General features: G+C 68.0%; 12 protein-coding genes. 2 read left to right on the plus strand and 10 right to left on the minus strand.

Translation table 11 applies throughout. From position 1 onward, the window contains the following. Window positions 1-86: 86 nt before the first annotated feature. On the minus strand, window positions 87-1,004 hold the full coding sequence (locus tag IF09_RS0134805; protein WP_158710135.1) for an SAM-dependent methyltransferase: 918 nt from the start codon (window positions 1,002-1,004) through the stop codon (window positions 87-89). Continuing rightward, the gene (locus tag IF09_RS0134810; RefSeq protein ID WP_078613651.1) at window positions 1,001-1,999 is read right to left on the minus strand and encodes a helix-turn-helix domain-containing protein; all 999 of its coding nucleotides are present in this window, start codon (window positions 1,997-1,999) and stop codon (window positions 1,001-1,003) included. Before IF09_RS0134810 ends, IF09_RS0134805 begins: the two co-directional genes overlap by 4 nt. A 294-nt stretch (window positions 2,000-2,293) precedes the next feature. Here IF09_RS0134810 and IF09_RS0134815 point away from each other — a divergent pair, with 294 nt between their 5' ends. Continuing rightward, complete coding sequence (locus IF09_RS0134815; RefSeq protein ID WP_030302770.1) at window positions 2,294-2,770, plus strand: hypothetical protein; 477 nt, start codon at window positions 2,294-2,296, stop codon at window positions 2,768-2,770. A 195-nt stretch (window positions 2,771-2,965) separates the two neighbouring features. On the opposite strand, the gene IF09_RS0134820 is transcribed toward IF09_RS0134815, so the two are convergent. Beyond that, window positions 2,966-4,339: a cytochrome P450 gene (locus tag IF09_RS0134820; protein WP_030302772.1), complete on the minus strand. Its 1,374-nt coding sequence runs from the start codon at window positions 4,337-4,339 to the stop codon at window positions 2,966-2,968. A gap of 341 nt (window positions 4,340-4,680) precedes the next feature. Here IF09_RS0134820 and IF09_RS0134825 point away from each other — a divergent pair, with 341 nt between their 5' ends. After that, a complete protein-coding gene (locus IF09_RS0134825; RefSeq protein ID WP_030302774.1) occupies window positions 4,681-5,982 on the plus strand; it encodes a cytochrome P450 in 1,302 nt (433 codons plus the stop codon). Window positions 5,983-6,036: 54 nt separating this feature from the next. Here IF09_RS0134825 and IF09_RS0134830 read toward each other — a convergent pair whose 3' ends face one another. From IF09_RS0134830 to IF09_RS0134865, 7 genes are all read right to left on the minus strand, one after another. Next, window positions 6,037-7,125, minus strand: a complete 1,089-nt coding sequence (locus IF09_RS0134830; RefSeq protein ID WP_030302777.1) for a selina-4(15),7(11)-diene synthase — start codon at window positions 7,123-7,125, stop codon at window positions 6,037-6,039. Between the two features lie 181 nt (window positions 7,126-7,306). After that, on the minus strand, window positions 7,307-7,795 hold the full coding sequence (locus IF09_RS0134835) for a hypothetical protein (RefSeq protein ID WP_030302778.1): 489 nt from the start codon (window positions 7,793-7,795) through the stop codon (window positions 7,307-7,309). Window positions 7,796-7,878: 83 nt separating this feature from the next. Beyond that, a complete protein-coding gene (locus IF09_RS0134840; RefSeq protein ID WP_030302780.1) occupies window positions 7,879-8,433 on the minus strand; it encodes a hypothetical protein in 555 nt (184 codons plus the stop codon). 119 nt (window positions 8,434-8,552) lie between these two features. Beyond that, window positions 8,553-10,127 carry a hypothetical protein gene (locus tag IF09_RS0134845; RefSeq protein ID WP_030302782.1) on the minus strand — a complete coding sequence of 525 codons (1,575 nt, stop codon included), beginning with the start codon at window positions 10,125-10,127 and terminating at the stop codon, window positions 8,553-8,555. A 1,082-nt stretch (window positions 10,128-11,209) separates the two neighbouring features. Beyond that, the gene (locus tag IF09_RS0134855; RefSeq protein ID WP_030302784.1) at window positions 11,210-11,821 is read right to left on the minus strand and encodes a hypothetical protein; all 612 of its coding nucleotides are present in this window, start codon (window positions 11,819-11,821) and stop codon (window positions 11,210-11,212) included. Between the two features lie 15 nt (window positions 11,822-11,836). Then, window positions 11,837-12,022 carry a restriction endonuclease fold toxin-2 domain-containing protein gene (locus IF09_RS48650; RefSeq protein ID WP_418953095.1) on the minus strand — a complete coding sequence of 62 codons (186 nt, stop codon included), beginning with the start codon at window positions 12,020-12,022 and terminating at the stop codon, window positions 11,837-11,839. A 2-nt stretch (window positions 12,023-12,024) separates the two neighbouring features. Then, window positions 12,025-12,666, minus strand: coding sequence for an SMI1/KNR4 family protein (locus tag IF09_RS0134865; RefSeq protein ID WP_234321266.1), 642 nt, complete (start codon window positions 12,664-12,666; stop codon window positions 12,025-12,027). Window positions 12,667-13,286 lie beyond the last annotated feature (620 nt).

Genomic DNA, 13,286 nt, shown 5'->3' on the forward strand with positions numbered 1-13,286 from the left:
GATCCACGGCCGAGTACTCACACCACCACGAACGGCCGAATCATCGCACCGGTTACGCCCGACCAGCACATCTCAACAAGATCCTGTTACCGGCTCTTACGGGCGACGGCTGCGTACTTCGAGTCCTCCTCATCGGTGAGGGTCGAGGTGTCGACGACGGCGATGTTGCTGACGCCGACCTGGGGAACAGCGATGTCGGACCGCCAGCCGCGGGAGGTGTCGAGCCCCGGTTCGATGAGCTCGAGACCGGTGAAGAACCGCAGGATCTCGGCTCGGCCGCGGAGCCGGAGAGGGCCGCTGCCGTCCTCGGAGTTGTAGGCGACGACGAGCTCACTCAAGTCCTTGAAGTCGGCCGTCGGGTGGATGACGCTCATCAAGCTGCCCGGTGCCACGGCTTCGACATACGCAGCCACCGCATCATGCGGCCGGCGCGCGTCGTCGATGAAGCACAGCACGTTGTTGAAGCAGAGGCCGACTGGCTGCGTGAGGTCCAGGGTGTTGCGGACCTCGGGCGAGTCCAGCACTGAGGACGGGTCGCACAGGTCGGCTTGGAGGAAGACGGAACGGCCCTCCGCGGACTGGGGCGCGGACATGAACGCCTCAGAGCGCCGGGCCACGATCGGGTCGCTGTCGACGGACACCACCCGGGCATCCGGTGCGATGCTCCGCACGATCTGGTCCAGGTCTGGTTCGATGGAAGAACCGCACCCGAGGTCCAGGAACTGGGTGATGCCCTCGCGGGCCATGAACGTCGCCATGCGTTCCATGCAGTGCCGGGCCGCCCAGGCCGTGGCTCGGCTGTTCGGGTGGACCTTCCCAATGGCCGCAGCTACAGCGGCATCCACCTCGTAGTGATCTTTTCCGCCCAGGAGGGCGTTGTACACCCTCCCGGGGTGCGGCTGGCTGGCATCGATGTGCCCTGGCGTGAACGTCTTGTACTTCGCACCCATGTACTCCCCCTCCTTGATCATTGCCCCGGCCCGGGCAGCTGCGGTGCCGGTCATCGGGGCAATGTTTCTCTGGCGATCTCCCCCAAGATCGCCGGTGTGTCGCGGATCGGCGCGGCGTATACCGCGCACATCGTGTCGAAACCCTGCAGATGGCGACTCGTCTTCTGGTGCAGGTACTCGCCGCCGTCGAAGCTGCTCCGGTAGACGATGTCGGGCAGTTCGGGTTCGGCGAACCGGAAGAGGTGGAACGGCCCCGCCTCTGTTCCCGGGTAGGCGCCGAGGTGCTGAGGGACGATCTGGATCTTGATTTCCGGCTGCTGCGCCATGGCCTGGAGATGTTCGATCTGCTGGTGCATCACCTGCGGGCCGCCCACGCTGCGACGCAGGGCGCTTTCGTCGAGGACCACCCATAGAATCGGGCGCGTCGTCCCCGCGGCTTCCGGTGTGCCGGGGCGCGTGCCGAGGATCCGGCGCTGCCGTTCCTGCAGCAGGTCAATGTGACGGTCGAGAAGGTCTGTCCCGATTCCCGGGTGACAGGCACTCAGGGCGGCGCGCGCGTAGTCCTCGGTGCGCAGCAGTGCGGGCACCAGGTATGGCTCGAACGCGCGGATGACGGTGGCCGCACTCTCCAGGCTCAGGAACCGGTGCAGGTTCCTGGGCAGGACTTCGGCGGGATAGGACGCCCACCAGGACGGTTGCTTGGCCTGCTCTACCTCTGCGAGGAAGCCTGTGATCTCTTCCGCAGTGGCTCCGTACAGGTCGAGCAGTTTTTCGATCGTCGTCCGCGGAGGGTTGGACTCGCCGATCTCCCAGCGGCGCACAGTGTGTGGCGTGACACCGACGGCCTGGGCCGCATCGGACCGGCTGATCCGCGGGGCAGCCTGCATGCGCCAGTCCGTAAGGCGCTTCGCCAGGACTGACTGAAGTGTTGTGGTCGCTTTCGGCGTAGCCAACTTTCCCCCTTCCGAAGTGGTCAGAGTCTGGCACAAGCGATGTGTACATTCCAAGCTGCAATTTACACATCGGTAGTTGCAGCTTGCGGTGTACATGGTGGATAGTATGGGTCCGGAGACGATCACCGGCCCCAAAACCCGCCCCTGCAGGCGCGTTAGGGCATGCCGCAGCCGGCGCGCGGCCCCGTTGCGGCGCCTTGATGTGCGACTGCTGCTCCACAGCGGCGCTGTTGGACCTCGACAAGAACGAACCGCAGTCTGTCGAGAGGAACGCTTCGCCGCAGAACGAGCCGGACGCAGCGCGGCACGCACGGCCGCGCCGCTCGACCTGCGGGGTCCCAGGTCGGCGCGGCAGTCGCGGCCATGGCCGGCCGAACCAGAGGGGGCGATTTGACGAGCGACGTCGATCGGGCGGGGGATGGACCGAGGTACGCCGATGAGCTGACGGCCGACGTCGTATGGGAGATCGGCGACTTCCTGATTCCCCGACTGGAGCGAGCGGCACGTGCTCACCCGTCATACAGCGAGGAGTGCATCACGGCCTCGGCGCTCGCAGAGGCGGTAGCCACGTTGGTTCTCACCTTGGAGTGGTCCATCACCGGCGAAGCGCCCGGCCGTATCCGTATCCCGGTCGGGGTTCCGATGCCCCCGATGTCCACTGAGGTGGAGCGCCAGGTGCGAGCGGAGATGCGGTTGGATCGCCTACGGGACGATTGGAACCGTCTGTGTGTCCTCGCCGGCTACTGGCGCTCTGCACCTGGCTATCAGGACGCCCGCTGGTGCAAGCTCGAGTTCCGCGACGCCGAGCATGAGCGTTGGTACCACCAGCAGCTGTCCCACCGTTATCTGGAGAGAGACAGTGCGTGAGTCGGAACGACTTCGCCTTGGTGGGCTTCTCGACCGGACGCCGCCGGAGCAGTCGCGCTCCGCTCCGACGGGGCAGTTCGCCCGGCCGATGTCCGAGACCGGTGTCGATCCCGGCAACGACCGGGCCCTGCACTTGTCCGTGCCTGCCCCCGTCCGCGCACCGGCGAGGTGGCCGGGCGCGCCGGACTCGGCCGGCTAGCGGCGCCAGAACCGCCAGGACCGGCGCTGTGCCGGTGCGGGCGCAGGAGCGGCCTCGGGCTGAACCGGCTCCCTGGGGGCCTGCGGAGCGGCCGCCGGAGGAGCCGCCTGCCGGCGGGGCTTGAATTCGACGGGCAGGCTGGTCAGCCGGCGGGACATCCACGTGCCGACCACCTGCAGCTGGTCATCGGGGATGGACAGGGTCGCATCCGGGACGCGCTCCAGCAGCAGGTCGATGCCGGTCTCGGCGATGGCCCGGCCCAGGTCCTGGCCGGGGCACTCGTGGGCGCCGGCGCCGAAGGACAGGTGTGAGCGGTTGCCGTGAACGGGCTTGTCGGGGTCGTTGCGGATCACCGGATCGACGTTCCCGGCGGCGAGGCCGAGCATCACCATGTCACCCGCGGCGATCTGGGTGCCGCCGATCTCGATGTCGCATGTCGCCCAGCGGGTCGGGACGACGGCGAGCGGGGGGTGGTCCCACAGGACCTGCTCCAGCGCGTCCGGCAGCGTCATCTGGCCGCCCGAGAGGTTGCCGCGGAAACGGGAGTCGGTCAGGACCATCCGCAGTGTGTTCGCGATCAGGTTGGCCGTGGGCTCCAGCGCACCGACCAGGATCAGCCGCAAGTGCTGGCGGACCTCCTCGTCGGTCAGGCCCTGCGGGTGGGCCAGCAGTCGGCTGGCCAGGTCGTCGCCGGGTTGCAGTTTCCGGCTCTCCACCAGGTCGTGCACGGTCTCGACCACCAGCTGGTTGCCGGCCAGAGCGGCCTCGCCACCACTGATCATGTCGGAAACGGCCGCTCCCACCGACAGGGCGGCGGACTCGGGTATGCCCAGCTGGTGGGCGACCACGAACGCGGGCAGCTTCCGCGCGAAGTCGGCGACGAGGTCGGCCTTGCCTCTCCCGGCGAAACCGTCGATGAGGCGTACCGCGTACCGGGTGATGTAGCGGCGCAGGCGATGCCGGTTCACCCCGGCCAGGCTCTCCGTCACCGCTTCCCGCAGGCGGGAGTGCTCCGTCCCGTCGGTGAGCGCCACCAGCGGCTGCCACGCCGTGATGGGCTGCAGGGGCGAATCAGGGGCGAGAGTTCCGTTCCGGATCGCGTGCCAGTTGCGGGAGTCGGAGGAGAAGTTCCTGGAGCGCATCACCTCGAGGTTCTCCCGGTGCCCCAGTACCAGCCAGGCGGGCACGTCTCCGTACAGGCGTACGGGAGCCACCTCGCCATGCTCGGCTCGGAGCTGTTCGTACAGGGCGTACGGCTGTGCTTCCGCCTCGGCGCCGTAGAGCCGGCGCACGCCGTCAGAGGCTGCGGCGTGCATGGGGCAGCCGCGAGCGGCAGCGGCCGAGGCGGTGGTCGTATCGGGGGATTGCATGGTCGCGTTGCCTCCGGGCAGGGGCGGGGCTCTGGAAGGCTTGGGGTGAGCCCCCACTGAGAGTGACGAGGAGTCAGCGACGTGCAGCATACCGTCGAGTGGCGCCCCACCGGAGCGCCGGTCTCCGCCTCAAGTAGGACAAGCGGTTGCGCACTTGGCTGAGAATGATCTTGCGGGGAAGGCCTTGGTGCTGATTCACGGAAGCCGCTGGGCTCTCGGGCGTACGGCAGGGGGATCCTGGTCCGCGTAGCCCCCGGCAGGAAGGACCACTTGGCATGTCGTCAGTATCCGAAGAGCAGTCCGTCACATCCCTCACGTCCGTTCCGTGTGCCCCTGGAGCCATGCCCCTCCTCGGTCACGCTCTGGCCTTGTGGAGAGACCCGCTCGGCTTCCTCTCCTCACTGCGAGGCCACGGAGAGCTCGTGCGGGTCAACCTGGGAACCATGCCGATGTACGTGGTGACCACACCCGAGCTGGTGCACGAGGTCACTGTCCGGCAGGTGAACAGCTTTGAGAAGGGCCGCTTCTTCGACAGGCTGAGGCCGCTGGCCGGCAACGGCCTCGCCAACTCCGACGGCGAGTTCCACCGCACCCACCGCCGCATGATCCAGCCGATGTTCACCCGTGACCGCATCGCCGGCTACTCCGAGATCATGAGCAGCAGTGCCCTGGCACTCGCCGAGTCCTGGAAACCCGGCGATGTCATCGACCTGGAGCCGGCCATGGCGGGCTACGCCGTGGAGACCCTGTCCCGGACGCTGTTCTCCTCCGAGATTGGCCTTCCGGCCGTCAACGCGGTCCGCGAGCACCTGCCCGTCCTGCTCACGAACCTCCTGGTCCGCGCGGCCTCCCCGAAGATCCTCGACCGGCTCCCCATACGTGCCAACAGGGAATTCGACCGTGCGGCCGCCGAACTCCGCGCGGTCATCGACGAGGTGGTCACCCGCGCACGTGCGGCAGATCCCACGGGCCGCGACGACCTGCTGTCGCTGCTGCTGACGGCCCAGGACCCCGACAGCGGTACGAGGCTGTCGGACCAGGAGGCGCGGGACGAGCTGGCCACGATTCTTTTCGCGGGTGCGGAGACCACCGCCGCCACCCTCGCCTGGACCTTCCACGAGCTCGCCTCCCGACCCGACGTGGAAGAGGAGGTCGTTGCCGAGATCCGCGAGGTCGTCGGTGGCGGCCCCGTCACCGCACTGCACGTGCCCCGGCTGGAGGTGCTGCGCCGCGTCATCGACGAGGTGATCCGGCTGCACGGCGTCACGCTTCTGATGAGGCGGACGACCGAGCCGGTGACCCTGGCGGGAGTCGCCCTGCCGCGCGGTACCGAGGTGGCCTTCAGCCTGTACGCGCTGCACCGCGATCCCGGCCTGTACGAGAACCCCGACCGGTTCGACCCTGACCGCTGGCTTCCCGAACGGCAGGCCGCCGGGCCGGGCCGCCGCGCCTACATCCCGTTCGGGGCGGGCAACCGCAAGTGCATCGGCGACCTGTTCGTATGGACAGAGGCGACGATCGCCATCGCGACGATCCTGGACCGCTGGAAGCTGGTCCCGGTCGCCGGGCACACGCCGCGGGAGGTCGCCTCAGCCGTGGCACACGCGGACTCCATTCCCATGACTGTGGTCGCCCGCGAGTGACGTGCCGGCAAGAGTCTCCCGTCGAGCTTCCGGCCGGCGGGCTCTGCTGTCCGGTCAGCCCCGCATACCGGAGAGGCCGAGCGGCTGAGCCGCTCGCAGGGGCCGGCCGGCCGGCACCACGTCCCACCACCACGACACCGCGTCGATCCCCAAGGGCTCAGGGCTGTCGTCCGTCGGTCTCCTGGCGAAGGCCGTGGGGAGATCGGCGGGGTCGTCCGGGGTGGTGTACCGGACCGATGTGACGCCCCAGTCCAGAGACCCCCGGACGAAGCTCCGCAGGCCGGCCGTGTACTGCCGCATCTGCGGACTGCCCACTGCGGAGAGGTGGTCGGTGAGGCGCATGAAGGCGCCCAGGACACGGTCACGCTGGGCGATGGCCCGGGCCATCGCCTCCTGCGGGCCGAGCCCCTCCTCCTCCAGGACCCGCAGAACGTTCAGGTGGTAGCCGTCCGCCGACCTCTCCTTGTGGTCGGAGACAATGTCGTTGTCCCACGTGATCACGAAGGACGCCATCTCCTCGGCGGCCCGGACGCACTTGTCGTCCCGCTCGCTGAGCGGCAGCTCGTATCCGTGCCCCATCTCCAACAGCGGGAAGATGACCGTCGTCGCACCGTCGTACAGCCGCATCAGGGTGTAGTCCGACAGGGCCGGGACCGTGTTCGCACGGCGATGGGACGCCTCCCAGACGACGGACAGGGCGTACTCGCGCAAGTTGGCGACCCAGCGGGCGGCCTGACTGTCCGTCCCGTACATGTCCACGCGGGCCCGCAGGTCCCGCAACCCGCTTGCCAGCGGATCGTCGAGCAGCAGAGGAGCCTCGGGATTCTGTGCCACCCGCAGCAGCCGATGCATCGTTCCTGCAAGGTCTCCTGGACGCTGGCCGAGAGGGCCTTCCTCGCAGTAGCCGTCGTCGACGCCGAACAGCCACATCACGAAATCCGCGATGACCCTGACCACTTCCTCGCGCCCATGCGGCAGTATCCGGGCCGCGAAAACGCCGATCTCGTGCCGCACCAGCCTGCGGCGCAGGTCGACGGACCCTATCTCGAACGTCTCCGCCCAGTCGGCGGTCTGTGCGTTGACTTCTGCGTGACAGGGGTGGATGGCAGGCGGTATGGGGGAGAACAAGGGCGGGACGGCAATCACGAGTGGGGGCTCCTCTGTCGCGGGCGACGAAGGCCTGCGCCGCGTGGCACAGGCTTCACACCCGTTTCTGCACCTCGACTCGCGATCATGCGGCATGAGCATGGCTCGATCCAGTGGGGCGATCCGAGCAAATGCACCAAGCAGGCTCATGCTTCCGCTTGAATGCGCAACCCCCGGGTCAGGCCGGCGGGGGAGTGGGCCCGCTTTGCGCCTCTGGCGCATGATTGACCGCTATCGCCAGCAGGATCGTTCGTAGCGCCCTGGCACCGCCGTACGCCCGCGCTGCGGACACGGCGCGTTTGCGGTCCGACGGCTCGTCCCGCCAGACGGCGTTCAGGAAATCCTCGGTGAGGGCGTAGAGCATCTCCATGTCCTCACGGCCCTCGAGTTGCCGATGGATGCGCTTTTCAAGCTCCTTCCGGTCCTCGGGTGTCAGGGCGGTGCCCGCGGTCACCTTCGCGTACGCGTTGCGGGCGGATGGAGCCGCGTTCTCGACGATGTCCTGTGCCATCAGGAACGTCACGTGCTCTTCGCCGTCCTCGCCCCAATTTCGGGCAACCTCGCCCATCAGCATGTCCACCATGCGGTACTCCCGCAGAGCGGCACAGCCGATGATGTCGTCAGCGATCGAGCGTAGTTTCAGGCGGTCCGCGGAGCTCAGCGTCACGGTGGGAGTAGACCTCTCTGTTTAAGGGCTGAGTGCAGGCCGGTCGGCCTGCGGCTGCATCAGGGCTTGACGTTCAAGCTGCGCTAGGCCGTCGGAGACCGGCGTGCCTCCAGCAGCACGTCACGACCGAGCTCCACGCGGTACATGTGATCTCTGCCGAGCAGCTCGGACAGGCCCTTGGGGACAGCGTGATGCTTGACGGAGTCAACCGTGGCCCCGAGATCGTCAAGCAGCGCGTCGATGACAGCCGCGGTCTGAACTGGTTTTCCTCCCCAGCGGTGCCAGGCCAGCTGTTCGGAAGAGCCACAGGGGACGGGATAGACACGGCTGCGCAGGACGGGCATGCCGGTCAGCGGGTCGACGAAACGGGCGTCGACCGGTGAGCCGTCCATCACGAGAAGGGCGTGAAACGGCGTCGGCTCGGATTTCACGAGGCGACGGGTCCACCTCTCGATCACGGTGCCACGGCGATCAGGCACCTCCGTGAATGCTCCGAGAGGGGGGTGGTTCAACTCCTGGCAATGGGCGTTTTCCAGGGTCGCGTCCTGGTGCTCTTGGACGCGGTCCGAGGTGATCCTGTGGTCTCCCGCGAGCGGCGTGCTGCCTATGTTCTCGCGCAGGCAGAAGTCGTCATCCATTTCTTGCCCTTCGTTGCTACACAAGGTCGAGTCTTCCATGCAGGTTGCCGAGGAGCCGGGTGGCGCCTTCCATGGCTCCCGGGGGTGGGATGCGAAGTACGCATCGGGGAAAGCAGGCGCTAGACAGGGTCTGCTGCGGCCGGTGGGTCGGACTGCTGTGGGCCTGCCGGCGCGGGGTGGTTCACGGCCTGCTGTTCATGCAGGCGCCGAGTGCTCTCCTCCTCAGCCGCCTGCCAGGCCTGCCGCTGCGCGGCACCGGCCGCTTCCCGGCCGGCGTGCTCGGCGTACGCGTCGGCCAGCATCGTGTCCCAACGGGCTGCCGCCCGGAGCCGATCGGCCTGGGCGGCGTACTCCGCCGCCATCTCGGCCCGCAGGCCGGCCACGGCCCGTTCGATCCCCTCGGCCTCGCCCTCGGCCTGGGCATGGCACTTCCAGCACAGGCCGTCCTCGGGACGGGTGCCCTTTCCGGTCGCCTCACACGGCCGGCCCCTGTCGTCGGTGCCCTCGCACTCCCACCACACCGCGGCGGGCGCAGCCGCCCGGGGGCCGGGAACGACCCCCTGCCGTCGGGAGGCCCGGTGCCCAGCCCGGCGTTCCTCGCACTTGGGGCAGACGTCCTGAGGGCCCAGGTGGATCCGGGCGCCGTCCTCACACATAGGGTCCGGGCAGTCCGTGGACGGCCGGACCAGGCCGACCGCCACGCCGACCGCGGAGGAGATCCCCTTGCCTCCGCGGGCCGCGTCCATGGCGTAGCCGTGGTTCCACCACCGGCGCCGCACCCGGTCTGCCAGCTGCTCGGCGGTCCGGCCGCCGTCCAAGGCGGCCAGGATGGTGTCCCGGAGCACGGCCGGGCGGTGCTTCGGGAGCAGCCCGGCCAGGGCCTCGGGCCAGGCAGCCTCGACTTCGGCCACCGAGGCGGTTTGCTCGGCCGACATACGGGTGCGGCCGGTCCTCGTGCCCTTCGCCGACCGAGCCGCCGGGGTCGGCGCGCCAGCGCCGCAGGACGCGGCTGAGCCGCCCGCGCTCGCCCGCGCGCTACTACCCGCACCAGCCCTACGGGCGTCACCAGCGGCTCGCGCCGCAGGCGCTTGATCGTCTTCTGTTGTCTTCTGGCTGACAGTCTTCTTAATGACTCCCGCGTTCCCCGACACCCGGGAATCCCGGGAGTCGGGAGCGACCTGGTCAATTGAATCGTTCTCGCAGGTCAGCCCCGACTCCCGGGAATCCGGGAGTCGGGGAACGGTGATGTTGAGCTTGCCCGCAGGCTTCCCCGCCGCCAGCTTCGCCCGCCGCTTGGCGGCCGCGGCCAGGGCCTTGGGCGTCGGCTCGATCAGCTGCACCTGCCGGACATCGGGCTCTCGTTCGACCGACTCCAGCAGCGCCGACACCTCCGCGTCCGTGGCCGGGGTGTCGTACACCACCACTTCGGTGGACCATGCGTTGCCTTTCCAGGCCATGATGCGGATCTTGACGACGTACCGGGACACCTGGAGCTGTCCCATGGCGCCCGCGAGCCCGTCACGGCCGTAGCCGTACTTCCGGGCGATCGTCGCCAACTGGATGTCCCACCCGTCCTGGTGCCGGATCAGGACCGCCAGCAGTCCCAGGGCCTCGAGGTCCATGGCCACGGCGTCGTCGATGGTGTCGTTGGGGACTGCCGCGAACCGTGCCGGCCGGCCGCTGCGCTTCTTCACTGGCTCACCCCGGCTCGGGTGGGCGCGCTGGTGTGGCCGGCGAGAGCGGGCAAGGCGAGGTGGATGGATGTGCTGGAGTACGGGCGCTGCACGAGGGCATTCCCCCTTAGGGCGAACGCGTGGGGATGCACCATGCGCGGGTACGGCGCAGCGCGGCCGCTCCGGAATGCGGATGTCGGCCTCGCGTCGTACCCGTGACAGAGCCGACGCGGTTGCGCACGCCGGCTGGAGCATCCACAGCGAGTGGGTTTGGGTTCATCGCTGGGGGAGCAATGACTCGGGCGAGAGTCGGCGGCCGTTCCTTCTGCAAAAGGAGAGCGGCCGCAGATATGTCAGAGGAGAGGCTGGTTTTGCGGGCCGGCCTCTCGGGCGGTGTGGAGACCGCCGCCCCGGTCAGGGGGCCTTGGACGGTGCGGCAGCGGTGCCACACCCCGTACGCTGGCCATGAGCGCACCTCTCCGTCGTTGGTCCAGGTGTGCGTCCGTCGGCCCGGGCGGCCACCCGGATGACGGACCGACAGGCCCGTTCCGGGCCTGTTTGGTTTTCGGGGGAAGGCTGTCCCCTCCCTCTATCCGATCACAGGCACCGTATCGGCTGCTGCGCAGGGTCGGCCAACGTCTCAGGGGCTGGTGAAGGTGCGTCAGCCGCAGCCGAGAGAGGGTTGGGAAGGTGGGCTCGGTACATCGGCTGGATCACTTCATTGCGCGGGAGCTGACCCATGACGATGATTGCCGCCCAGGAAGTCACCACTGGGGCTGCTGCAAAGGCCGCACGTTGGCCGCCTGCGCGTCCGCGAAACCGCACCGGCCGCCTCCTTGGCCTGGCTCCGCTGACTGAGACGAGGACAGTGCCGATGTCTCAGCCGACCTGAACCAGCACTGGCAACTGTGTTCCTATGGGCCCCCTTCACTGCGACAGGACGTTGTCCGAAAAGGGTCGCCGGATACGTTGCTCTCCCATGTCTGCCGATGTGGCCCGTGTCTCAAGCGACCTGGTCCGTTTCGCCTCTGCAACGCGACCGGGTTCAGCGGCAGAGTTCCGTGATGGAACCGTCGAAGTCGGCTCGAGATTGTGGCAGTGGATCACGTAGCGGCCTCTGTAGCCGTCGAGACGGGCCATTCCAGCCAGCGCCCGAAGCAGCCGGGAGCTTGCCCCCACGGGGTACGACCCGGAAGTTGCGTGGGCCACGCTGTCAGCGGGGCGGCCCTTTCGTGCGGCGTCTGGCGGCCCGGCGCGTGCTGCGTGCCGTCGAGGGAAGCGAGGTGTCGCCTCAGCTCGGTGACGGTCTCTTGGTCGCCGCCGTCTGCCGGCAGTGGCCATGGGTCCTGCTCACCGCTGGCCATGGCGAGGCTGCTGGCGAAGCGCAGCAGACGGGGTGGCGGGACGAAGGAGTCCCGGAGCCACCGCGCGAAGACTGCCGCTTCGTCGGCGGTGACGTTGGTCAGGGTGATGAAGGCGGAGTCGGGCTTGGGCATCGCTGCTTTCCCATCGATCCACACGCCTGGCGCCAGCTCGATCTCGAAGTCGAGGACAGCGACGTCGTGGACGCCTGAGACCCTGTATTCGACGACAGTGTCCGGGAACGCCTGCCGCAGAGCCCCCTCCAGGTCTTCCAGGCCGGCGCCCCATGCCCCCTCGTCCCCTTCGGGCGGGTAGAAGGCGAAGTTGGTGCGGATGTTCCGTTCGGTAGCCACAGAGTTCCCTTTGCCTTACGTCACGTAGCGCGTTGAGCAGGTGGTGCCCGTGATCGCCATCCTGGACTGCCAGTACGCCGCGTTGTCCTTGCCGTTCGTCACGATCTCCAGGCCGCGGACTTCCCGGTTCGCGGGTTTCGATCGCCTGCTTGTACCGTCGGACCGTGTCGAGTCCGTTGAGGTCGGCACAGCGCGCCGCATCGTTACACCGGACCGAGGCGGCGGAATTCATGGGTGGCCAGGGGGAACAACGACGAGAGGATGTTCGACCGCAACTCTCCGGTGAGGGCGGACGTGAGGAATTGCGTGCACGATACGGAGTGATGTTCCCATCGGGGGCCGCGCACCTCGTTCACTATGACGGTCCACTTGTTCGGCTCAACGCCCGGAAGAACGAGCCAGTACAGGACTTCTCCGTTGTCCGTGGTCGCCCATGGGATGACCACGGATCCCTCGGTCTCCAGTTCTGCAGGCTTCTTCTCGACTGTCCACAGGTCTTCCAGGTCCTCGAACTGGTACTTGGCCCACTTGAGGAGGTCGTAGTGCTTGTTGGGGCCATCGGGCTCCAGGACGTAGAGGTAGTCGGCCCAGTTACTCCCCCCATAGACGCCGATGAGCTCCTTGTAGTCGTCGGGAAGCCCGACCGCGAGGGTACGTTCGACGTCGCCCCAATCCTTGTGGCGGGGCTGGCTCGGCGCCGGGATGATTTCGAGAAGACGGGCAAGGGCGTTGCTCACGGCGGGGGTCCTGTTCCTAAGGGTTGGCGAGTCCAGACGGACGGGATGACAGCAGGCGGGAAGGTAACGCTGTTTCTCACGTCGGCGGCCGGGGTCGTCGAACTGCACGATCGAGCCCGTTCCTGGCTACCCGCGCCATGGTGAAGCCGTCCTCGGGGTCATCCCCGCGTGCGCGGATCGGATATGCGACGATTTACCTGAAAGGTCGTGATCGGTGAAAGTACTCCAGAACGCGTCCCGGCTTGCCTAAACTAGCTGCTCAGCAAGCCTACTTCCCGCGTACGCGGGGATGACCCCTGTCGAACTACTGCTGTCTGAAACGGGACTTGCTGCTCCCCGCGCACGCGGGGATGACCCCGTGTGCCGCATCGAGGACCTGCCAGACCTGTACTGTCCCCGCCCACGCAGGGATGACCCCATAGAGACAACGGGCGGCAGGACGACGAAGACCTGCTCCCCGCGCACGGGGGGATGACCCCTACACCGAGCAGATGGTGGTGATAAGCGGCCTGCTGTTCCCCGCCTACGTGGGGATGAACCCGACATAGACCTAAAGATCTGGAACATGTTGGCCTGCTCCCCGCACCCGCGGGGATGAACCCCAGGTGTGCCCGACGAGCAGAGCCCACCAGGCATGCTCCCCCGCGTCCGGGGATGCCCCCCCCTCGACCTGGCACGCCGCCGCACGGCGCATCCTCCTCCCTGCGCCCGTGGGGATGGCTTGGTCC

This window comes from Streptomyces katrae (assembly GCF_000717655.1).
GTDB lineage: Bacteria > Actinomycetota > Actinomycetes > Streptomycetales > Streptomycetaceae > Streptomyces > Streptomyces katrae_B.

What these genes read in the sequence shown, in the direction of transcription:
- IF09_RS0134805 (WP_158710135.1), bottom strand. Translation starts at nt 1,004, where the DNA reads ATGACCGGCACCGCAGCTGCCCGGGCCGGGGCAATGATCAAGGAGGGG.
- IF09_RS0134810 (WP_078613651.1), bottom strand. Translation starts at nt 1,999, where the DNA reads ATGTACACCGCAAGCTGCAACTACCGATGTGTAAATTGCAGCTTGGAA.
- IF09_RS0134820 (WP_030302772.1), bottom strand. Translation starts at nt 4,339, where the DNA reads ATGCAATCCCCCGATACGACCACCGCCTCGGCCGCTGCCGCTCGCGGC.
- IF09_RS0134825 (WP_030302774.1), top strand. Translation starts at nt 4,681, where the DNA reads ATGCCCCTCCTCGGTCACGCTCTGGCCTTGTGGAGAGACCCGCTCGGC.
- IF09_RS0134840 (WP_030302780.1), bottom strand. Translation starts at nt 8,433, where the DNA reads ATGGATGACGACTTCTGCCTGCGCGAGAACATAGGCAGCACGCCGCTC.
- IF09_RS48650 (WP_418953095.1), bottom strand. Translation starts at nt 12,022, where the DNA reads ATGCGGCGCGCTGTGCCGACCTCAACGGACTCGACACGGTCCGACGGT.